Here is a 20737-nt window from a genome sequence, read left to right on the forward strand (position 1 = left end):
TCATCAGGGAATTTCTGGACCCAGTACATCCGTTAAACGGAATTATTAGGAGGGTTTTTTTAATGAGCAGTCAAAAAATTCGTATCCGCCTGAAAGCGTTTGATCACAAAACATTGGATCAATCAGCAGAGAAAATTGTTGAAACAGCCAAGAGAACAGGTGCCCGTGTCAGTGGACCGATTCCCCTTCCCACTGAAAAAAGCATTTATACCATTCTTCGTTCTCCCCACGTTAACAAGGATTCTCGCGAGCAATTCGAAATGCGGACTCATAAACGCCTGATCGATATCCTGGAGCCAACCTCCAAAACGGTGGATGCTCTGATGCGTTTAGATCTTCCCGCTGGCGTCGATATCGAAATCAAACTCTAATTGGCGAATCATAAAACCTGAGCGCAAACGCTGGTTTAATCGCCTGCCTGAAAGATTAAAGATTCAGACAGACGAAAAAACTAGCGTTCATTTGGGGTTTATGATATAATATTTTTGTTTGTGGCGCGAAACACCCGGCACTGTGGATTGGTGCTCAAGGTCGACTCGCTTCAAAATATCAATTCAAATTTGGAACGCTCTCGTGCTCCGGTCATAGAGCCGGCGCACTTCAAAGTGTTCAGGAGGTGGCAATCGTGTCGAAAGGAATTTTGGGTAAAAAAGTGGGTATGACCCAGGTTTTCACGGAAGAAGGACATCTTATTCCCGTGACTGTGGTCGAAGCAGGTCCTTGCTATGTCATCCAAAAGAAAACGAAGGCAACGGATGGTTACAACGCAATCCAGGTTGGCTTTGGTGCTCTGAGGGAAAGACTGGCGAACAAGCCGCAAAAAGGACATGTTGCAAAAGCTTCTGTGAAGCCGATGCGCTACATTCGTGAGTTCCGCGTGGATGATGTGGATGCTTACGAAATCGGACAAGAAATCACGGCTGAAGTGTTTGCTGCAGGTGATGCAGTGGACGTAGTCGGAATCTCCAAAGGTAAAGGCTTTGCCGGGATGATTAAACGTCATGGTGCCGGCCGCGGACCCATGAAGCATGGTTCCAAGTATCATCGCCGTACCGGTTCCCTCGGCGCGAAAGGCCCGGCTCGTGTATTTAAGGGCCGCAACCTGCCAGGGCGCATGGGTGGCGAGCGGGTTACCGTTCAAAACCTGAAGGTTGTTCGGGTGGATGCGGATAAGAATATGATTCTCGTCAAAGGCGCTGTACCCGGCGCGAAAAAGTCATTGCTCATTCTGAAGCCTTCCGTTAAGGCGAAGTAACTTGTAAGAAAGGAGGAATAAGCAATGCCAAAGGTTCAAGTAGTTAATATGCAAGGTTCTCCCGTTGGAGAGCTGGAGCTGGATGAATATGTGTTCGGTATTGAACCCAATACCCATGTTATGCACCAGGCAGTAGTAGGACAACTGGCCAGCCAAAGACGTGGTACTCACTCCACCTTACTCCGTGGAGAAGTTCGCGGAGGCGGCCGCAAGCCCTGGCGTCAAAAAGGTACCGGCCGGGCTCGCGCAGGCAGCATTCGTTCACCTCTATGGAGAGGCGGCGCTGTGCTTTTCGGACCCAAGCCCCGCAAATATGGCTTCAGCCTTCCTAAGAAGGTTCGCCGCCTGGCTTTGCGTTCAGCCCTTTCTTCCAAGGTAAACGAACAAAAACTGATCGTATTGGAAGATTTGAGCTTGAACGAAGCAAAAACCCGGGAAATGGTTAAAGTTCTGCAGGCCCTGAATGTCGGCAAAAAAGCTTTAATCGTTACAGATGAATTTATGGAAACCATCGATCGTTCTGCCCGCAATATTGCTGGGATCAAAACCACTGCAGTAGAAGGCATGAATATTTACGATCTTCTCAATTCTGATGTCATCGTCATGACCAAAGCAGCGGTAACGAAAACGGAGGAGGTGTTAGCGTAATGCGCGATGCTCGTGATGTACTCAAACGTCCAGTGATTTCCGAGAAGTCTGTTGGACTTATTGAGGAAAACAAGTACTCCTTCTGGGTAGACACAGCGGCCAACAAGATTGAGATCAAGAATGCTGTGGAAAAGATGTTTAAAGTTAAAGTCGTTGATGTTCGTACCATCAACGTCGATGGTAAAAAGAAGCGTGTCGGAAAACACGTAGGTAGAACAGCAGACCGTAAAAAGGCGATTGTTACGCTTAAAGCTGGAGATCGCATTGAAGGCTTTGCTGGCCTGTAAGCTTGATGCAAAGGAGGGAAACCCATGCCAGTAAAAGGATTTAAACCGTATTCTCCTGGTCGTCGTCAAATGACAGTGTCGACTTTTGAAGAAATTACGAAAACAACACCGGAGCGCTCTTTGCTCGCACCGTTAAAAAGCAAAGCCGGCCGCAACAATCAAGGTAAACTGACTGTGCGTCACCAAGGCGGCGGACATAAACGGAAGTATCGTTTGATTGACTTCAAACGCAATAAGGATAGTGTGCCGGCGAAAGTCGCTTCTATCGAATATGACCCGAATCGTTCCGCGAATATTGCCCTGCTCCATTACTTGGATGGTCATAAAGCCTATATCCTGGCTCCTAATGGCCTGCAAGTGGGACAAATGGTCGTATCCGGACCGGATGCCGATATTAAAGTAGGAAATGCCCTGCCGATTAAAAACATTCCCGTGGGTACCCTGCTCCATAATATCGAAATGAAGCCTGGCAAAGGAGCTCAATTGGTCCGCTCTGCGGGTGGTTCAGCTCAGCTGATGGCTAAAGAAGGCAAGTATGCGACCTTGAGACTTCCTTCCGGTGAAATGCGCATGGTTCATATCGACTGCCGGGCCACCATCGGCCAGGTCGGCAATCTGGAACATGAGAACATCAACATCGGTAAAGCAGGTCGTTCACGCTGGTTAGGAATCCGCCCCACAGTTCGTGGTGCTGTTATGAACCCCAACGATCACCCACACGGCGGTGGTGAAGGCCGTAACCCAATCGGCCGCAACCCTGTTACACCTTGGGGTAAACCTGCCCTTGGAGCGAAGACCCGTAAGAAGAAGAATCCTTCTAACCGCTTCATCGTGAAACGACGTGGCAAGAAGTAATCGAAAGGAGGCCAATTAAATGAGTCGATCTCTGAAAAAAGGGCCTTATGTAGAAGGACGCTTGCTCGAACGTGTGGAAAAGATGAATGCCGCCAATGAGAAGCGTGTCCTCAAGACCTGGTCCAGAAGTTCAACAATATTTCCGCAAATGGTGGGACACACCATCGCGGTTCATGAGGGACGGAAACACATCCCCATCTATATTACCGAAGATATGGTAGGGCACAAACTCGGTGAGTTTGCTCCTACACGCACCTACAAAGGGCATGCTGGCAGCGAAAAATCCAGCGGCCTGCGCTAAAAAGGAGGAGTCAACGAAATGCAACAAGCTAAAGCGATTGCAAGATATGTGCGGATCTCTCCTCGTAAGGTGCGCCAAGTTGTCGATCTCATTCGCGGCAAGAACGTCAGCGACGCTCTCGCGATTCTTCAATTCACCCCAAAAGGTGCCACAGAGCCTGTAACGAAAGTGCTGAACTCCGCGGTAGCCAATGCGGAGCACAACTACGATATGGATACCGACGCTCTGATTGTTAAAGAAATTTATGTGGATGAAGGACCGACCTTGAAGCGCATTAAACCTCGAGCCATGGGACGTGCGGATCAGATCCGGAAGCGGACCAGTCACATTACCGTGGTTGTGGTTGAGAAGAAGGAGGGTTAAAACGTGGGTCAAAAAGTAAATCCTAAAGGCCTCAGGGTCGGAATTATCCGTGACTGGGAAGGCCGTTGGTTTGCAGATAAAAACTACCTGGAACTCCTTCATGAAGATTTGAAGGTTCGCAAATTTGTGAAGACCAAATTACAGCAAGCAGGTGTTCCTAAAGTTGAGATTGAACGGGCAGCCAACCGGGTTAAGGTTTCGATTTATGCGGCTAAGCCGGGAATCGTCATCGGCCGGGGCGGTACTGAAGTAGAAAATCTCCGCAAGCAACTGGAAGCCATGACAGGCAAACAAGTGGCTGTCAACATCGTGGAAGTTAAGAAGCCTGAGCTTGATGCACAACTGGTTGCTGAGAGTGTCGCTCAGCAATTAGAGAAGCGTGTGTCTTTCCGCCGGGCTATGAAACAAACCGTACAGCGCACCATGCGTCAAGGCGGTCAGGGAATTAAGATTTCCTGCAGCGGCCGTTTAGGCGGTGCGGAAATCGCACGGACCGAGTGGTACAGTGAAGGGAAAGTTCCCCTCCATACTCTTCGTGCCGACATTGATTATGGATTTGCTGAAGCAAATACCACCTATGGAAAGATTGGCGTAAAAGTCTGGATATATAAAGGAGAGGTTCTTCCCGCCAAGAAGGTCGCTCAGGTGGAAGGAGGAAAATAAATGCTAGTCCCAACCAGAGTAAAGCACCGGAAACAACATCGTGGCCGGATGCATGGAAAAGCAACTCGCGGTAATGTGATTACCTTCGGCGAGTATGGATTAGTGGCTATGGAGCCAGCATGGATTACCAATCGCCAGATTGAGGCCGCTCGTATTGCCATGACTCGTTATATCAAACGGGGCGGTAAAGTTTGGATTAAAATTTTCCCGGATAAGCCGATTACGGCTAAGCCGGCTGAGACTCGTATGGGTAGTGGTAAAGGTTCCCCGGAATACTGGGTAGCCGTGGTCAAACCCGGTCGTGTAATGTTTGAATTGGCTGGGGTGCCTGAAGAGATTGCTAAAGAAGCACTTCGCCTTGCTATGCATAAACTTCCGGTTAAGTGTAAGATTGTACGCCGCGAGGAATTAGAGGGAGGTGACGCAAATGAAAACTAAGAATTTCCGTGATATGACCGATGAAGAACTCCTCAAGGAGATTGATGGCTTCAAAACGGAACTGTTCAATTTGCGTTTCCAACTGGCCACCGGACAACTGGACAATCCAGCCAGAATCCGGGAAGTCAGGAAAGGGATTGCCCGTGGCAAGACCATTCTCCGTGAGCGCGAACTAAAAATTAACCGTGCTTAAGGTTGGAAAGGAGACTTTTTAACATGGAAAGAACCCAACGCAAAGTCAGAGTGGGCAAAGTCGTCAGCGATAAGATGGAAAAAACTATCGTCGTTGCCGTCGAGATGAAAGTCCGTCATCCCCTTTACCATAGAACGATTACTCAAACCAAGAAATTCAAGGCTCATGATGAAAACAATGAAGCTAAGATCGGCGATAGCGTAGTCATTATGGAGACCCGCCCTATTAGCAAGGATAAACGCTGGCGTCTGGTAGAGATCACAGAAAGAGCTGTTGTTCTCTAAGAACTGAACTTTTAATGCGGAAGGAGGGTCAATAGATGATCCAAGTTCAAACTCGCCTCAGAGTCGGAGACAATTCTGGAGCTAAAGAACTCATGTGCATCAAGGTGCTCGGCGGTTCAATGCGCCGTTATGCATCCATTGGAGATATAATTGTCGCTTCTGTTAAAGAAGCAACACCAGGCGGCGTTGTCAAAAAGGGAGATGTCGTGAAAGCGGTTGTTGTTCGTACCAAGAAAGAAATCAAACGCAAAGACGGCACCTATATCCGTTTCAGTGAAAACGCTGCAGTCGTAATTAAAGATGATAGAAGCCCGCGGGGAACTCGTATTTTCGGACCCGTTGCCCGGGAACTGCGTGATAGAGATTTCATGAAAATCATCTCTCTCGCACCGGAAGTAATCTAAGACCCCATACCAGTGGAGGTGAATGAAGTGGCTGCTGTAAAGCAAAAGATACACGTCAAAAAAGGCGATATGGTTATGGTCATTACAGGAAAAGATGCCGGCAAGAAAGGCAAAGTCCTGGAAGTGTTTCCGAAAAAGGGCCGTGTGGTTATTGAGAAAGTCAATATCGTAAAACGTCACACCAAACCCAGTCAAAGCATGCCCCAAGGTGGGATCTTTGAAAAAGAGGCACCTGTCGCCAGTTCAAATGTCATGCTGTTTTGCACCGAGTGCAATAAAGTGACCCGGGTCAGCATGAAGGTAACTGAGGCTGGAAAAGTCCGTGTTTGCAAAAAATGCGGTGTGAACCTGCCCGACAAAAAATAATCGAGAAGGGAGGGACCTTAGTTGGCTCGTCTAAAAGATAAGTTCAGCAGTGAAATAGCTCCTGCATTACAGCAGAAGTTCAACTATAAAAATGTGATGCAAATTCCCAAGCTCGAAAAAGTGGTTATCAATGTGGGCGTTGGGGAAGCCATCCAAAACTCCAAAGCTATCGACGCGGCCGTCGGCGATCTGAGCAAAATCACCGGACAAAAACCCGTTGTAACCCGGGCGAAGAAATCCATCGCCGCTTTCAAACTCCGTACAGGGATGCCCATCGGAACGAAAGTGACCTTACGGGGCGACCGCATGTATGAGTTCGTTGATCGTTTAATGAACGTAGCATTACCTCGTGTTCGTGACTTCCACGGTGTATCCGATAAGGCATTTGACGGACGTGGTAACTATACGCTCGGTATTAAAGAGCAACTCATCTTCCCGGAAATCGAATACGATAAGATCGATAAGGTCCGTGGTATGGATATCATTTTCGTTACAACGGCGAAAACCGATGAGGAAGCTCGTGAATTACTCGGAATGCTGGGAATGCCATTCCGCAAGTAGAAAAAGGAGGGTCCTAGAGCGTGGCTAAAAAGTCTATGATCGTGCGCAATGCACGTCAACCGAAATATGCAGTTCGTCACCATAACCGTTGCAAACTCTGCGGCCGTCCCCATGCATATATCCGCAAGTTCGGAATATGCAGGATTTGCTTCAGGGAGTTAGCTTACAAAGGCGAGCTTCCTGGCGTGAAGAAGGCCAGTTGGTAAGGCGTAAGGAAGGGGGAAAACTCAAGTGGCAATGTCAGATCCAATTGCAGATTTCTTGACCCGCATTCGTAATGCAGGCATGGTGTATCATGATAAAGTTGAAGTACCTGCTTCCAATGTCAAGAAAGCGATTGCTGAAATTCTTAAAGAAGAGGGTTTCATCAAAGATGTTGAATATATTTCCGATAACAAACAAGGAGTGATCCGTTGTTATCTGAAATACGGCCAAAATCGTGAGCGTGTCATCACCGGACTGAAGCGGATCAGCCGTCCCGGACTGCGCGTCTATGCGAAAAAAGATGAAGTACCGAAGGTTCTCGGCGGCCTGGGCGTGGCGATACTCTCCACATCCAAAGGCCTTATGACCGACAAGCGGGCTCGTCAAGAAGGCCTTGGCGGAGAAGTGCTCTGCTACATTTGGTAATCACACACTACGGAGGTGCAGAGAATGTCCAGAATTGGCAAGCGGCCCATTAGTATTCCTGGTGGCGTCGACGTCAACATAGAGGGCAATGTTGTGACCGTTAAAGGACCTAAGGGAACTTTGACGAAAGAAATGCATTCACTGATCAACATTGCCGTGGAAGAACAACAAATCGTCGTGACTCGTCCTGACGATCAACCTCTCAGCCGCTCCTTGCATGGCTTAACCCGTACACTGGTCGCCAACATGGTTGAAGGTGTTACGAAGGGTTTCAGCAAGAGCCTGGATATGGTAGGGGTAGGATACCGTGCTGCGAAACAAGGCAACAAACTGGTTCTCTCAGTCGGTAAATCCCATCCTGTGGAATTGATTCCTTTCGAAGGAATCGAAGTTGAAGTTCCTGCTCAGAACAAGATCATTGTTAAAGGCATGGACAAAGAACTGGTCGGCGATTTTGCCGCCGAGATCCGCAAGGAACGTCCACCTGAGCCTTACAAAGGCAAAGGAATCAAGTATGAAAACGAAGTCGTCCGTCGTAAGGCCGGTAAGACCGGTGCTAAAAAAGGCGGTAAGAAGTAAGACGTAAGGCAAGGGCAAAAACTCTTGCATAAATGAAAGGAGTGAGTTTCCTTTGATCACGCAAATTGACCGCAAAGCAATTCGCATGAAGAAGCATAAGCGAGTCCGGAAGAGCGTTTTCGGCACAGCAGAACGTCCGCGTTTAGCTGTATTCCGGAGTCTCAATCATATTTACGCCCAAGTGATTAACGATGAACTTGGCGTGACGTTAGCAACCGCTTCATCCCTGGATGCTGAGTTTAAAGCAGCTGAGCTGGCTGGAGGCAATGTTGAAGGGGCCAAAAAAGTTGGCGAACTGGTTGCCAAGCGCGCACAGGAAAAAGGTGTTTCCAAAGTGGTTTTCGACCGTGGCGGAAACATTTACCATGGACGGATTGCGGCTGTTGCAGAAGCAGCTCGTGAAGCCGGTCTGGAGTTCTAAGACACGGTAAAGGAGGGAAAATCATTGGCGAAAATCGATGCGAGTAAGCTAGAGTTGACTGAAAAAGTCGTTCATATTGCCCGCGTGGCAAAAGTTGTCAAAGGGGGACGCCGTTTCAGCTTCAGCGCCCTGGTCGTCGTCGGAGACGGCCACGGCAACGTGGGAGCTGGACTTGGTAAAGCCGGAGAGGTACCTGAAGCCATTCGTAAAGGCATGGAAGATGCTAAAAAGAATATGGTATCAGTACCCTTGATCGGTACCACCATTCCTCATGCTATCTTAGGTAACTACGGAGCAGGCTCCGTACTGCTCAAGCCTGCAGCAAAAGGTACCGGAGTTATTGCCGGTGGAGCGGTCCGTGCCGTTCTGGAAGTTGCCGGTGTATCCGATATTCTCACCAAGTCTCTGGGATCAGCAAATCCTCACAATATGGTGAACGCCACCATGGCTGCCTTAAAATCTCTGAAGCGGGCGGAAGATGTTGCTAGACTCCGCGGTAAAACCGTAGAAGAAATTCTGGGTTAGGAGGGTTGGCAGTGAAAATTAAAGTAACACTCGTAAAAAGCCCCATCGGGTATTCAGAAAACCAACGCAAAGTCCTTAAGTCTCTTGGCTTAGGTAAAATGGGCTCCAGTGTAGTTCATGACGATACCCCCAATATCCAAGGGATGATTCGCAAATGCGCACACTTGGTTGCGGTGGAAAACGTCGCAGAATAAAAGGAGGTGTTGACGAGCATGAAATTGCATGAACTTAAGCCTGCACAAGGTTCAACGAAAGCTCCTAAGCGTTTAGGCCGTGGTATTGGCTCCGGAACCGGAAAAACTTCCGGTAAAGGTCATAAGGGCCAAAAAGCCCGTGCCGGCGGCGGCGTACGTCCCGGCTTCGAAGGCGGCCAGCAGCCTCTTTCCCGCCGGATGCCCAAACGCGGTTTTACGAACATCTTCAAGAAAGAATATGTTGTCTTGAATGTCCGTGATTTGGAAGAACGCTTTGAAAATGGCGCGGTAGTCGGTTATGAGAGCCTCTTTGAAGTAGGACTCATCAAAACGATTAAAGATGGTGTAAAGATACTGGGAACAGGAGAACTGACCAAAGCTTTGACAGTCCAGGTGGACAAAGTCAGCCAAACCGCGGCAGAGAAGATTGTAGCTGCCGGTGGAAAAGTCGAGGTGGAATAAGATGATTGTCGATTCCCTGAAAAATGCCTGGAAATTGCCAGAGATCAGGACAAAAATCGGATTCACCTTACTCATGTTCCTTATTTTCCGTATTGGTGCTCATATCCCGATTCCCTTCATCAACCATGACATTTTGTCGAATATCCTGGGATCGGGAACTTTGTATGATTTCTTAGATACCTTCTCCGGTGGATCCTTTAGGAGGTTCTCAGTCTTTGCGCTGAGTATCACTCCTTATATTACGGCATCGATTATTCTTCAGCTTTTGACCATTGTCATCCCCTCCCTGGAGCGTCTTGCTAAAGAAGGGGAATTCGGACGGAAGAAAATCACCCAGTATACCCGTTATGGAACCGTCATCCTTGGTTTCATCCAAGGTTTTGGTATGACCTTTGGATTGCGCGGTGCCCTCATCATTCCCAAGCCGGGAATGGAATGGGCTATCTATCTCTTAGTGGCTTTGATCCTAACCGCCGGAACAGCATTCCTGATGTGGCTGGGAGAACGAATCACTGAGAATGGGATCGGTAACGGGATCTCGCTGATCATCTTCGCCGGGATCGTGGCCGGAGTACCGGATGCGATTAAACGCATCGCCGGACTCCTCAGCGTTGGAGAGATCAATGTTTTCTCCGTATTTGGACTTATCGTGATTGGTCTGGGGATCATTGCCGGAGTTGTCTTTATTCAGGAAGGTCAACGCAGAATCCAGGTTCAGTATGCTAAGCGTGTGGTTGGACGCCGCGTTTATGGAGGTCAATCCTCCCATATTCCTATGAAAGTCAACCAAGCCGGGGTTATTCCCATCATCTTTGCGATTAGCTTGCTCGCTTTCCCGAGCACTATCGCCACCTGGATGGACCCAACCTCCGCCTATGTACGATTTGTTAACACGTGGTTTGTCATGAACGGCTCGCTGACTTCGATCCCTTACCTGATCGTTTATGCGGTGCTGATCATCTTCTTCACTTACTTCTACACAGCCGTCAGTTTTAATCCGGTGGATGTGGCAGATAACCTGAAGAAGTACGGCGGGTTCATTCCTGGACTTCGCCCGGGCCGTGCTACCTCTGACTATCTTTCCAAAATTTTAAGCCGGCTTACTTTAGCCGGGGGAACCTTCCTCGCCATGATTGCGGTTCTTCCGAGTTTAGTCATCGGGCTGACTGGAATTCCCAACATCACTCTGGGCGGAACCTCACTCTTGATCGTAGTGAGCGTTGCGCTGGAAACCATGAAACAGTTGGAGTCCATGCTGATGCAGCGGCACTACCAAGGGTTCATGAAGTAAGGAGGTAAACTATGAGAGCAATCCTCATGGGGCCCCCTGGGGCAGGTAAAGGAACACAAGCTGCCGATTTAATTACACGGTATCAAATCCCTCATATTTCTACCGGGGATATGTTCCGGGCTGCGATTAAAGCAGGAACTGCCCTGGGAATGAAAGCTAAGGAATATATGGATGCCGGTTCTCTCGTCCCTGACGAGGTAACCATCGGGATCGTTGCTGAGCGATTGGCAGAACCCGATTGCAGCAAAGGATTCTTGTTGGATGGTTTTCCACGGACAGTCGCTCAAGCGGACGCTTTAGACAAGATTCTCACCCAGCTCAAGATGAATCTTGACGGCGTGATCAATATCGAAGTTCCTGAAGCAAAACTCCTTGAGCGCCTGACAGGCCGCCGGATTTGCCGGCAGTGTGGAGGGACCTACCATATGGTTTTCAATCCACCCGCAGCAGAAGCGGTTTGCGATAAATGCGGTGGAGAGCTTTATCAACGCAGTGATGACACTTTGGAAACCGCCAAGAACCGGTTGCAGGTCTATAATGATCAAACTCAGCCCCTCATCGATTACTATCGAGAAAAGGGCCTGCTGAAGGAGATCAACGGGGACCAGGATATTGCCCAAGTGCTGCAGGATATTGTGGACGCTATGGAGCATGGGCATGATTGAGTTAAAAAATCCTTCTCAGATTGCCGTGATGCGAAAAGCAGGGAAGATTGTGGCTGACACTCTCCAGCTGATGCGTGAAAACGTTAGGCCGGGAATCACCACGGGGGAGTTGGATGGAATCGCTGAGGAGTATATCCGCAAATGCGGTGCCGTTCCTGCCTTCAAAGGGTACAACGGATTTCCCTCCTCTCTCTGCACTTCCGTCAATGAACAAGTGGTTCATGGCTTCCCCGGTTTAAGGACTCTGAAATCTGGAGATATTATCAGTATTGACTGTGGTGCGGTTTTTGATGGATATGTGGGAGATGCAGCAATTACCTTACCTGTAGGCGAAATTTCCGAAGAATTGCAGCTGCTGCTGCGGGTTACGGAAGAATCTTTAATGATGGGCATACCCCAAGCTATTAAAGGCAACCGCCTTCAGGATATATCCCACGCCGTACAAACCCATGTAGAGGCCCATGGCCTATCTGTTGTACGAGACTATGTCGGCCATGGAATTGGTCGGGCGATGCATGAGGATCCGCAGATTCCTAACTACGGTAAGCCAGGCCGAGGGCCACGACTCGAAATCGGGATGGTTTTGGCTATCGAACCCATGGTTAACTTAGGAACTTATGAAGTAAAAGTCTTAAGTGACCATTGGACTGTCGTGACGAAGGATGGTAAAGCATCTGCCCATTTCGAACACACAGTAGCCATTACAGAAAATGGCCCTGAGATATTAACTCGGAGTTAAGTACACCCGATAGAGTGCCGGAGGAGGGCTGAACATGTCAAAAGAAGACGTTATTGAAGTTGAAGGAAAAGTCCTGGAACCACTGCCCAATGCCATGTTTTTAGTGGAATTATCCAATGGACACAAGGTATTGGCTCATGTATCCGGGAAGATCCGCATGAATTTTATACGCATTCTGCCGGGAGACCGGGTCACTGTGGAGCTTTCTCCCTATGACTTATCTCGCGGACGGATCGTGTATCGGTTTAAGTAAAGGACCAAAGGGAGGGGATTACGGTGAAAGTAAGGCCTTCTGTAAAAAAAATCTGTGAAAAATGCAAGGTCATTAAGCGCCATGGCAAAGTCATGGTGATATGTGAAAACCCGAAACACAAACAAAGGCAAGGGTAAGACATTAAGCCCACCGTTGCGCGGCTGATTGGTTCTAGAGCTAGATCCAATGTAGCGGGAGCTGTCACCTTGCATAACTAGAGTTTGTTGCGGATGGTTTGTTTATTGGAATGAATGTAACAGCCATGGGATGTGTGTCCCAATGGTGTAACAGCTTATGGGGGTGTAAAGTTTAGATGGCACGTATCGCTGGAGTAGATTTACCGCGGGAAAAACGTGTTGAAGTGGGTCTGACCTATATCTATGGTATCGGACTTCCCACCGCACAAAAGATCCTCGCCAGAACCGGCGTCAACCCGGAGACCCGTATTCGTGACTTATCCGAGGAGGAAGTAAACCGCCTTCGGGAAGTTATTGATAAAGAAATTAAAGTTGAAGGTGACTTGCGTCGGGAAGTATCCCTTAATATTAAGCGCTTGATGGAAATCGGCTGCTACCGTGGATTACGTCATCGTCGCGGGCTTCCTGTACGGGGTCAACGCACTAAGACGAATGCTCGTACCCGTAAAGGTCCGATCAAGACCGTTGGCGCAAAACGTAAAAAGTAATAAGGGGGGATTACCGAGATGGCGCGTAAAGTTGTACGCACAAAACGCCGTGAGCGTAAAAACATCGCTACTGGCGTTGCCCATATTAAGTCCACATTTAACAATAGTATGGTCACCATTACCGATCCAAAAGGTAATGTGATCTCTTGGTCCAGTGCGGGAGCCCTTGGCTTCAAAGGATCTCGTAAGAGCACTCCTTATGCTGCCCAAATGGCTGCCGAAACTGCTGCCAAAGCTGCCATGGAACATGGCCTGAAAGAAGTTGAATGCTTTGTCAAGGGACCGGGTGCCGGCCGTGAGGCTGCGATCCGTGCTCTGCAAGCTGCCGGCTTGGAAGTCAATATGATTAAAGACGTGACGCCGATTCCCCATAATGGTTGTCGGCCTCCGAAACGTAGAAGGGTATAAGGAGGTGTCATCATGGCAAGATATACAGGCCCTGTTTGTCGTTTATGCCGCCGGGAAGGTATGAAGCTCTTCCTTAAGGGAGATCGTTGTTATACAGGCAAATGCGCGATCGATCGTCGTGCCTATGCCCCTGGTCAGCACGGCCAAAGCCGTGGCAAGAAGCCAACTGAATATGGTATTCAGTTGCGTGAAAAACAAAAAGTCCGCCGGATCTATGGCGTTCAGGAAAAACAATTCCGCAGCTACTATGATAAGGCTAACCGCCAAAAAGGGATCGTGGGTGAAAACCTGCTTCGTCTCTTGGAGCGTCGCCTTGACAATGTAGTATTCCAACTGGGATTTGCTACATCCCGTCCGGAAGCTCGTCAACTGGTGCGCCATGGTCACTTTACCATCAATGGCCGCCGTGTTGATATTCCTTCTTTCCTCGTTCGTGTGGGGGATGTCGTTGGTGTCAAAGAAGCCAGCAAATCTTCACCACGCCTGAAGGAAATCCTGTCCTCTTTGGACCGGACTCCACCGAAATGGATGAGCTTGGATGCTAATGCTGCAACCGGAACAATCATCGCACTACCTGATCGAGAAGATATTCAATTGCCCATCCAAGAACATCTCATCGTTGAAAAATACTCCCGTTAATCATAATCATGAGCTTAGGATGGCTTGTTGATATCAAGTTCCCGAGAAAGAAGGTGCATTCCGATGTTAGAAATCGAGAAGCCCAAGATTGAATGTGTCGAACGTACAGACGATAATTCCTACGCTAAATTTGTCGTTGAGCCTCTCGAAAGAGGATATGGGATTACCCTGGGTAATTCCCTGAGAAGAATTCTTCTCTCCTCTCTTCCGGGGACGGCAGTCACATCCGTAAAGATCGAAGGGGTGCTCCACGAGTTTTCTACTGTACCAGGGGTTTTGGAAGATGTTACAGACATTATCCTCAACCTGAAGAGCCTTGCATTAAAAGGACATACGGATGAACCCAAAGTTCTCCGTCTGGAAGCCGAAGGAGAAGGAGTCATCAAGGCCGGCGACATCATCACCGATGCCGATATTGAGATACTCAATCCGGACTTGAAGATCGCGACTTTGGATAAGGATGGTCGTCTTTTCATGGAGATGACTGCCGAAAGAGGACGGGGCTATGTTTCGGCTGATAAGAACAAAAAGCCAGACCAAGCCATCGGAATCATTCCCATCGACTCCATCTTCGCGCCCATCTATAAGGTCAATTATACCGTTGAAGATACTCGTGTCGGAATGGTCACAGACTATGACAAGCTTACCCTTGAAGTCTGGTCCAACGGCAGTATCACACCGGAAGAAGCGACCAGCCTGGCTGCGAAAATTCTCAGTGAGCACTTGCGTCTCTTTATCGGCCTCACCGATAAGCTCAACAATGTTGAGATTATGGTGGAGAAAGAAGAAGAAGCGAAAGACAAAATCCTGGAGATGACGATTGAAGATCTTGACCTCTCAGTCCGCTCTTACAATTGTCTGAAACGGGCCGGCATTAACTCAGTAGAAGAACTGACCCAGAAGACGGAAGAGGATATGATCAAGGTGCGCAACCTGGGTCGTAAATCCTTGGAAGAAGTGGAGTCTAAGTTAAAAGAGCTCGGCTTGGGGTTCCGCAAAGCCGATGACTAATTCGGTGCAAAAGGAGGGGAACAACATTGGCTTACCGTAAATTGGGAAGAAACACAGGTCACAGAGGCTCCATGCTTCGCAACCTGGCTACCTCCCTTTTAAAACACGAGCGCATCCAAACCACAGAAGCCCGTGCCAAAGAGGTTAACGCGATTGCTGAGAAGATGATTACTCTCGGCAAGCAAGGGGATCTCGCTGCACGCAGAAACGCACTGACTTATCTGTTGGAAGAAGATGTGGTCACCAAACTGTTTACAGAAATTGCTCCAAAGTATGCTGATCGCCAAGGTGGATATACCCGGGTCATTAAGGTCGGGCCTCGCCGCGGAGACGCTGCAGAAATGGTTCTTATTGAACTCGTCTAGTGAAACATTAGCGGGATTCTGGTCTCTGTGAGAAAAGCCAGGCTTTATTAAGCCTGGCTTTTTGAGTTGCGTTCGATTGCTGAAACACTATTAAGTGATTGTAATCACACTCTGGTAGGAAATTTTTAAGTAAAATGAGATGTATGCCAAAATAATGAGTAAAGATGTGCAAGAAGGATGGACAATAATGAGTATTAAAAAAGAGAAAAAAAGCAGATTGAAGCTGCTCAATCAAGACCAGGCACCTCTGGAGCGGAGGGTGGTGCAGCTTTTATTTGGGTTGATTACTTTGTTGATCGGCATTCAATTCATTCGCTTTGTTAATTCCTATGCCGATCCTAATGCCGCCTTGCTGGTTCACCGTCCGGCCGGAGTGGAAGCTTTTCTGCCCATCAGTGCCTTGGTTGCTCTGAAATCCTGGCTGTACACAGGGATATTTGATATTATTCATCCAGCGGGACTTGTCATCCTCCTCTTGGCTATGGCCCTTTCTCTTCTATTCAAACGGAGCTTCTGCTCTTGGATCTGTCCCATTGGCACCTTATCCGAGGGATTGGCTATCCTCGGCAGGAAGCTTTGGGGCAGGAATTTTGTTTTGCCCCGTTGGCTGGATTATCCTTTGCGTTCTCTGAAATATATTCTTCTCAGCTTTTTCCTTGTCTTTATCCTGATCCTTATGGATGGCCCCAGTGCCTATGGTTTTCTGCAGACCCCTTATAATATGATCGCTGATGTTAAAATGCTGGATTTTTTTAAAAACCTTACCGTGACGGGCATGACCGTTATTGCCGTGCTTGCTTTGCTTTCGGTAGTTATCCAGAACTTCTGGTGCAGATATCTTTGTCCCTATGGTGCGCTGATGAGCCTGCTCAGCATCTTCAGCCCCTGGAAGATCCGTAGAAATGGGGATACATGCATCTCCTGCCAAAAATGTACGGCTGTTTGCCCTAATCAGCTCAAAGTAGCTGAAGCAAAAGCTATTTGGTCGCCGGAGTGCTCCGGGTGTCTGAACTGTATTAAAAGTTGTCCGGTCAAAGGAACCTTAGAATTCAGTTTACCTTCATCCGGTGGGAAAGAGCTGGCCTTCGACCCTAAAAGGACGGCTATTGCCCTTATCCTGGTCTGGTTTATGGTGGTTGGGTTGGCAAAGTTCACGGGACATTGGGAAACCAGTATTCCCCCGGAAATGTATAGAGTTCTTATTCCTCAAGCGGAGCAGCTTAACCATTAGGAGAAACAAATTGCTCATTCTGTTCAGGTTATTTTGCCGATCTCCCGCAAAGCTCACCTTTGCGGGAGATTTTCCATGTCCAGCATAACCCGGTCAGCTGATTTTGCTCTTAGGAGAATTTAAATCCCATCAAGAAGCACTGATAACTCATGAGATCTGCACCTATTTTTTCAAATATTTAAGAAATGCCATATCTTAACTGAATATTCCTTAGATCTACCTAAAAGTTTTATAATCTAGAAAAGATTTAGATTATTGACAGAATCCTATTGAGTGATAGAATAAAATAAGGTTAACTAATATATAACAAAGGGGAGAAGAAAGTTGAAAAAAGGAAAACGGTTTATTGCCCTTGCCTTGATGGTGCTTTTAGTCGGCATTTCCATCACCGGTTGCGGTGGAGGCAGCACAAGCACAGGGAGTCCTGACTCAGGAGAAAAAGTGGACAAAGCAAAAGAAACATTAATCTATGCTCAGGGTGCCGAGCCCAGAGGACTGGACCCAGCCCTTGTCGATGATGGAGAATCGGCAAAGGTCATGATCAATATTTATGAAGGCCTTCTGCAGTACAATAAGGATTCAACAAAGGTTGAACCTTCTTTGGCTAAAAAGTGGGATGTAAGTGAAGATGGCCTTACTTACACTTTCTACCTTCAAGAGGGCGTCAAGTTCCATGACGGAACAGACTTCAATGCCGAAGCGGCGAAGTTCAATATCGACCGTCAAATTCCGCCTCAGGCCACTCCTGATATGGCCTATGGTTCCTTTGTTTATGGATCGGTAAAAAGCGTAGAAGTTGTGGATAACTACACAGTTAAAATTAATTTAACAGATCCCAGTACTCCTTTCCTCAATAACCTGGCTATGGTTATGAGTGCTCCTATGGTCAGTCCTAAGGCCTTACAGGACAACAATAACAACGTGAACCAAACTCCTGTAGGCACCGGTCCCTACAAATTTGTCAGCTGGGCTAAGGATGAAAACATCGTTCTGGTTCGCAATGATGAATACTGGGGCGAAAAAGCATTGACCAAGAATGTCATTTTCAAATTCATCAAAGATAACTCAGCCCGTGTGGTTGCCTTAAATAATGGCGAAGCCGATATGATCGATGGCATCGATGCTACAGTGGTTGATCAAATCACCGGTGCAGGGAATAAAGTCTTCCAGGCTCCCGGCATGAATATCAACTACATGGCTTATAACACTTCAAAAGCACCTTTTAATGATGCTAAAGCCCGCAAAGCCGTTTCTCAAGCTATTAATGTTCCGGAATTAGTTGACAGTCTCTACCAAGGCTATTCCGAGACGGCAACCTCCATTCTGCCGACCTTTATGGAAGGGTATGACAAGAGCATCACTCAAGCTGCCTATGATCCTGCGGCATCTGCGGAAGCCCTCAAGGCTGCCGGCATAACAAATGTTCATATCATCACCTATACCAACCCCAGACCTTACAATGCCGCTACCGGTCAGGCCTTGGCTGAAGCAATTCAAGGTTACCTTTCTAAAGTTGGTGTAACTGCCACCATCGACTCCTTTGACTGGACCACCTATAAAGAGAAAATTAAGGCAGGAGATTATGATATTTGCTTCTACGGTTGGATCGGCGATAACGGAGATCCGGACAACTTTATGTATCTGCTGGCCCATGAAGATCCGACTATGAACGTAGCCCGCTATGCTAACCCTGAATTTAACAACCTGATTAAAGAAGGTATTAAAGCTCCTGCAGGCCCAGAGCGCAATAAGATTTATACTGAACTGGAAAAGATCGCAGCTGCCGACGCAGCATGGCTCCCCATTTCCCATGCTCAGACCCTTGCTGCATACAGACCGAATGTTCAAAACTTCTTATATCATGTAACCGGTGTTACTCCATTTGCCGGAGTATCCAAACAATAGCAAGCGCAGGCTGCCGAGAACCGGTATCTTTACCGGTTCCCGGTTTTGCTTTTTCACACTGAACTAATCCCCCCGGTGTTTTTAAGCAAAGCCGGATTTTTTTCACGAGGCTTGCCGCCCGCCAAGTTTTCTTTATCTTTAGAGCCGAAGGGTGTTGGAGATGCTAAAATATATCATTAAACGAATCTTAATGTTAATTCCAGTATTGATAGGTGTATCCATTATTGTGTTCCTGATCATGCGTGTTTTTTCACCCGATCCTGCGCCCATTGTCCTCGGGCAGCATGCGACTCAGGAGACAGTGGATGTTTGGAGGCAGGCCAACGGCTTAAACGACCCCATTCCCCTTCAATATCTTCATTTTATTACAGGTGCTCTGCAAGGCAACTTTGGAACATCCTATTATACTAAGGCACCGGTCATTGAGGAAATTATGTCCCGTTTTCCGGCCACTATTGAATTGGCCTTGTTCGCTATTATTATTGCTTCTGTATTCGGAATCATTATTGGTATTATTTCCGCGGTGAAAAAGAACTCCTTGTTTGATAATGCAGGTATGTTCCTGGCCCTGGTGGGAGTATCCATGCCCATCTTTTGGCTGGGAATCCTGCTGATTATTCTTTTCTCCGGGACTCTCCATTGGCTTCCCTCCAGCGGCAGGATCGATCCGTTGCTGAGGCCCATGAGTGTTACTGGATTTTATCTTATTGACAGTCTGATTGCCGGAGACCTAGAAGCCTTTGCCGATGCTTTCCAGCATTTGATCTTACCGGGTACGGCCCTTGCTATGTACTCCATGGCCATCATTACCCGGATGACCCGCTCCAGCATGCTGGAGACCCTGCAGCAGGATTATATCCGCACCGCAAGGGCGAAGGGAGTATCTGAGGGGAAGGTCATACGCAAGCATGCCTTCCGCAATGGTCTGATACCTATCGTCACGGTTATTGGTCTCCAATTGGGGAGTCTGCTCGGCGGAGCAGTGCTGACAGAAACCGTCTTCTCCTGGCCGGGCATCGGTTCCTATACCGTAGCCTGTATCCTTAAGTCTGATTTTCCGGTGGTGCAGGGAGTTGTACTGCTGATTGCCACGGTTTTTGTACTGATGAATTTGCTGGTCGACGTGATCTATGCCTTTTTAGATCCACGTATTAAATATTCCAAGTAGGAGGTAGCTTGTATGAAGAACACGAATGTTTCAAGCTCAGATAACACTCTGCAGGCTGCTGAATACGTGGAAAAACCGGAGTCGCAGCTGAAGGAAATGTGGGATACACTCAAACAGAATAAGGCCGCAGTGGTCGGCTTATGTATCATCATCATGCTGGTTCTTATTTCTCTCGTGGTCTGGGTGAGCAACCTCCTGGGCATCCAGGTTTTGCCCTATGACCCCAACTATTCCGATATGTCCAAAAGCTTTACTCATCCTAATGCCGAGCATTGGTTTGGCACCGACCAGTTGGGCAGAGACATGTTCAGCAGAGTCATGGATGGAACGAAGATTTCTCTCTTTGTCGGAATTGCGGCAGTTTCCATCTCACTTACTGTCGGTGTTGTTCTGGGAGCCATCGCCGGCTATCGCGGCGGCCGAACAGATACGATCATCATGAGATTCATGGATATGATCCTGGCCATCCCCTCCATCTTGTTGGCCATTGCTTTCATGGCTGCTCTGGGCAAGGGCCTGGATAAAGCGGTCATAGCCATTGGCTTGGTGTCCATTCCGGAGTATGCCCGCATCGTCCGGGGCAGTATTCTCTCGATCAAAGAAAGTGACTATGTGCAGGCGGCCAAGGTGATTGGCAACAGGGACAGCCGGATCATCTTTAAACATATCCTGCCCAATATCGTATCCCTGATCGTTGTGCGGGCCACCTTGGGAATTTCCACAGCTGTGCTGGATACCGCGGCTCTTGGCTTTTTAGGACTGGGTGTCCAACCGCCCTTTGCTGAATGGGGAGATATGTTAGGAAGGGCCAGAGGTTTCATTTTTACCGCACCCTATACCTTGATTTTCCCGGGCATTGCCATCACGATTACGGTTTTGGCCTTTAATTTACTGGGTGACGGGCTTCGTGATGCTCTTGATCCAAAATCCAGAATAAAATAGGGGTAT

35 protein-coding genes are annotated in these 20737 nt (G+C 48.1%); all 35 read left to right on the forward strand.

Annotated elements, in window-relative coordinates:
- Positions 1-62 precede the first annotated feature (62 nt).
- On the forward strand, positions 63-371 hold the full coding sequence (gene rpsJ, locus DHAF_RS02195; protein WP_005810163.1) for a 30S ribosomal protein S10: 309 nt from the start codon (positions 63-65) through the stop codon (positions 369-371).
- A 254-nt stretch (positions 372-625) separates the two neighbouring features.
- On the forward strand, positions 626-1255 hold the full coding sequence (rplC, locus tag DHAF_RS02200; RefSeq protein ID WP_015942753.1) for a 50S ribosomal protein L3: 630 nt from the start codon (positions 626-628) through the stop codon (positions 1253-1255).
- A gap of 24 nt (positions 1256-1279) precedes the next feature.
- A complete protein-coding gene (gene rplD, locus DHAF_RS02205; protein ID WP_015942754.1) occupies positions 1280-1903 on the forward strand; it encodes a 50S ribosomal protein L4 in 624 nt (207 codons plus the stop codon).
- Positions 1903-2190 carry a 50S ribosomal protein L23 gene (locus DHAF_RS02210; protein ID WP_015942755.1) on the forward strand — a complete coding sequence of 96 codons (288 nt, stop codon included), beginning with the start codon at positions 1903-1905 and terminating at the stop codon, positions 2188-2190. Before rplD ends, DHAF_RS02210 begins: the two co-directional genes overlap by 1 nt.
- 24 nt (positions 2191-2214) lie before the next feature.
- Positions 2215-3045 (forward strand): 50S ribosomal protein L2, encoded by an 831-nt coding sequence (gene rplB / locus DHAF_RS02215; RefSeq protein ID WP_015942756.1) that lies wholly within the window; start codon positions 2215-2217, stop codon positions 3043-3045.
- Between the two features lie 19 nt (positions 3046-3064).
- Complete coding sequence (rpsS, locus tag DHAF_RS02220) at positions 3065-3346, forward strand: 30S ribosomal protein S19 (RefSeq protein WP_015942757.1); 282 nt, start codon at positions 3065-3067, stop codon at positions 3344-3346.
- Between the two features lie 18 nt (positions 3347-3364).
- Complete coding sequence (gene rplV / locus DHAF_RS02225; RefSeq protein ID WP_015942758.1) at positions 3365-3709, forward strand: 50S ribosomal protein L22; 345 nt, start codon at positions 3365-3367, stop codon at positions 3707-3709.
- A 3-nt stretch (positions 3710-3712) separates the two neighbouring features.
- Complete coding sequence (rpsC, locus tag DHAF_RS02230) at positions 3713-4372, forward strand: 30S ribosomal protein S3 (RefSeq protein ID WP_015942759.1); 660 nt, start codon at positions 3713-3715, stop codon at positions 4370-4372.
- Complete coding sequence (gene rplP / locus DHAF_RS02235) at positions 4373-4810, forward strand: 50S ribosomal protein L16 (RefSeq protein ID WP_015942760.1); 438 nt, start codon at positions 4373-4375, stop codon at positions 4808-4810.
- Positions 4800-5003, forward strand: coding sequence for a 50S ribosomal protein L29 (rpmC, locus tag DHAF_RS02240; RefSeq protein ID WP_015942761.1), 204 nt, complete (start codon positions 4800-4802; stop codon positions 5001-5003). The genes rplP and rpmC overlap by 11 nt, the downstream gene beginning before the upstream one ends.
- 23 nt (positions 5004-5026) lie before the next feature.
- Positions 5027-5287, forward strand: coding sequence for a 30S ribosomal protein S17 (rpsQ, locus tag DHAF_RS02245; RefSeq protein ID WP_005810146.1), 261 nt, complete (start codon positions 5027-5029; stop codon positions 5285-5287).
- A gap of 35 nt (positions 5288-5322) precedes the next feature.
- The gene (gene rplN, locus DHAF_RS02250; protein ID WP_005810144.1) at positions 5323-5691 is read left to right on the forward strand and encodes a 50S ribosomal protein L14; all 369 of its coding nucleotides are present in this window, start codon (positions 5323-5325) and stop codon (positions 5689-5691) included.
- 27 nt (positions 5692-5718) lie between these two features.
- On the forward strand, positions 5719-6057 hold the full coding sequence (gene rplX, locus DHAF_RS02255; protein ID WP_015942762.1) for a 50S ribosomal protein L24: 339 nt from the start codon (positions 5719-5721) through the stop codon (positions 6055-6057).
- A gap of 21 nt (positions 6058-6078) precedes the next feature.
- Positions 6079-6618 carry a 50S ribosomal protein L5 gene (gene rplE, locus DHAF_RS02260; protein ID WP_005810141.1) on the forward strand — a complete coding sequence of 180 codons (540 nt, stop codon included), beginning with the start codon at positions 6079-6081 and terminating at the stop codon, positions 6616-6618.
- A 20-nt stretch (positions 6619-6638) separates the two neighbouring features.
- The gene (locus DHAF_RS24870) at positions 6639-6824 is read left to right on the forward strand and encodes a type Z 30S ribosomal protein S14 (RefSeq protein WP_011459104.1); all 186 of its coding nucleotides are present in this window, start codon (positions 6639-6641) and stop codon (positions 6822-6824) included.
- A 25-nt stretch (positions 6825-6849) separates the two neighbouring features.
- Complete coding sequence (gene rpsH, locus DHAF_RS02265) at positions 6850-7248, forward strand: 30S ribosomal protein S8 (RefSeq protein WP_011459105.1); 399 nt, start codon at positions 6850-6852, stop codon at positions 7246-7248.
- Between the two features lie 24 nt (positions 7249-7272).
- Positions 7273-7827 carry a 50S ribosomal protein L6 gene (gene rplF, locus DHAF_RS02270; RefSeq protein ID WP_005810135.1) on the forward strand — a complete coding sequence of 185 codons (555 nt, stop codon included), beginning with the start codon at positions 7273-7275 and terminating at the stop codon, positions 7825-7827.
- 52 nt (positions 7828-7879) lie between these two features.
- Positions 7880-8248 (forward strand): 50S ribosomal protein L18, encoded by a 369-nt coding sequence (rplR, locus tag DHAF_RS02275; RefSeq protein WP_015942763.1) that lies wholly within the window; start codon positions 7880-7882, stop codon positions 8246-8248.
- A 24-nt stretch (positions 8249-8272) separates the two neighbouring features.
- On the forward strand, positions 8273-8773 hold the full coding sequence (gene rpsE, locus DHAF_RS02280; RefSeq protein WP_015942764.1) for a 30S ribosomal protein S5: 501 nt from the start codon (positions 8273-8275) through the stop codon (positions 8771-8773).
- A gap of 11 nt (positions 8774-8784) precedes the next feature.
- Positions 8785-8967, forward strand: coding sequence for a 50S ribosomal protein L30 (rpmD, locus tag DHAF_RS02285; RefSeq protein ID WP_014792401.1), 183 nt, complete (start codon positions 8785-8787; stop codon positions 8965-8967).
- Between the two features lie 18 nt (positions 8968-8985).
- A complete protein-coding gene (gene rplO / locus DHAF_RS02290; RefSeq protein WP_015942765.1) occupies positions 8986-9429 on the forward strand; it encodes a 50S ribosomal protein L15 in 444 nt (147 codons plus the stop codon).
- A 1-nt stretch (position 9430) separates the two neighbouring features.
- Positions 9431-10720, forward strand: coding sequence for a preprotein translocase subunit SecY (gene secY, locus DHAF_RS02295; RefSeq protein ID WP_015942766.1), 1290 nt, complete (start codon positions 9431-9433; stop codon positions 10718-10720).
- Between the two features lie 11 nt (positions 10721-10731).
- Complete coding sequence (locus DHAF_RS02300; protein ID WP_005810125.1) at positions 10732-11385, forward strand: adenylate kinase; 654 nt, start codon at positions 10732-10734, stop codon at positions 11383-11385.
- The gene (gene map / locus DHAF_RS02305) at positions 11378-12124 is read left to right on the forward strand and encodes a type I methionyl aminopeptidase (RefSeq protein WP_015942767.1); all 747 of its coding nucleotides are present in this window, start codon (positions 11378-11380) and stop codon (positions 12122-12124) included. The genes DHAF_RS02300 and map overlap by 8 nt, the downstream gene beginning before the upstream one ends.
- A gap of 34 nt (positions 12125-12158) precedes the next feature.
- On the forward strand, positions 12159-12377 hold the full coding sequence (infA, locus tag DHAF_RS02310) for a translation initiation factor IF-1 (protein WP_005810121.1): 219 nt from the start codon (positions 12159-12161) through the stop codon (positions 12375-12377).
- 23 nt (positions 12378-12400) lie between these two features.
- Entirely contained in the window at positions 12401-12514 is a 114-nt protein-coding gene (rpmJ, locus tag DHAF_RS02315; RefSeq protein ID WP_005810119.1) for a 50S ribosomal protein L36, read from the forward strand.
- A gap of 176 nt (positions 12515-12690) precedes the next feature.
- A complete protein-coding gene (gene rpsM / locus DHAF_RS02320) occupies positions 12691-13062 on the forward strand; it encodes a 30S ribosomal protein S13 (RefSeq protein ID WP_005810116.1) in 372 nt (123 codons plus the stop codon).
- An 18-nt stretch (positions 13063-13080) separates the two neighbouring features.
- Positions 13081-13470, forward strand: coding sequence for a 30S ribosomal protein S11 (rpsK, locus tag DHAF_RS02325; protein WP_005810114.1), 390 nt, complete (start codon positions 13081-13083; stop codon positions 13468-13470).
- A 12-nt stretch (positions 13471-13482) separates the two neighbouring features.
- The gene (gene rpsD, locus DHAF_RS02330) at positions 13483-14109 is read left to right on the forward strand and encodes a 30S ribosomal protein S4 (protein WP_015942768.1); all 627 of its coding nucleotides are present in this window, start codon (positions 13483-13485) and stop codon (positions 14107-14109) included.
- Positions 14110-14172: 63 nt separating this feature from the next.
- Positions 14173-15120 carry a DNA-directed RNA polymerase subunit alpha gene (locus tag DHAF_RS02335; RefSeq protein WP_005810110.1) on the forward strand — a complete coding sequence of 316 codons (948 nt, stop codon included), beginning with the start codon at positions 14173-14175 and terminating at the stop codon, positions 15118-15120.
- A 26-nt stretch (positions 15121-15146) separates the two neighbouring features.
- A complete protein-coding gene (rplQ, locus tag DHAF_RS02340) occupies positions 15147-15485 on the forward strand; it encodes a 50S ribosomal protein L17 (RefSeq protein WP_011459109.1) in 339 nt (112 codons plus the stop codon).
- 187 nt (positions 15486-15672) lie between these two features.
- Positions 15673-16716: a 4Fe-4S binding protein gene (locus DHAF_RS02345; RefSeq protein WP_015942769.1), complete on the forward strand. Its 1044-nt coding sequence runs from the start codon at positions 15673-15675 to the stop codon at positions 16714-16716.
- A gap of 324 nt (positions 16717-17040) precedes the next feature.
- Complete coding sequence (locus DHAF_RS02350) at positions 17041-18621, forward strand: ABC transporter substrate-binding protein (RefSeq protein ID WP_015942770.1); 1581 nt, start codon at positions 17041-17043, stop codon at positions 18619-18621.
- A 160-nt stretch (positions 18622-18781) separates the two neighbouring features.
- Positions 18782-19789, forward strand: a complete 1008-nt coding sequence (locus tag DHAF_RS02355) for an ABC transporter permease (RefSeq protein ID WP_015942771.1) — start codon at positions 18782-18784, stop codon at positions 19787-19789.
- Positions 19790-19801: 12 nt separating this feature from the next.
- Positions 19802-20731, forward strand: coding sequence for an ABC transporter permease (locus DHAF_RS02360; RefSeq protein WP_005810093.1), 930 nt, complete (start codon positions 19802-19804; stop codon positions 20729-20731).
- Positions 20732-20737: the final 6 nt, after the last annotated feature.

The sequence above is a fragment of the Desulfitobacterium hafniense DCB-2 genome (assembly GCF_000021925.1).
GTDB classification, from domain to species: domain Bacteria; phylum Bacillota; class Desulfitobacteriia; order Desulfitobacteriales; family Desulfitobacteriaceae; genus Desulfitobacterium; species Desulfitobacterium hafniense.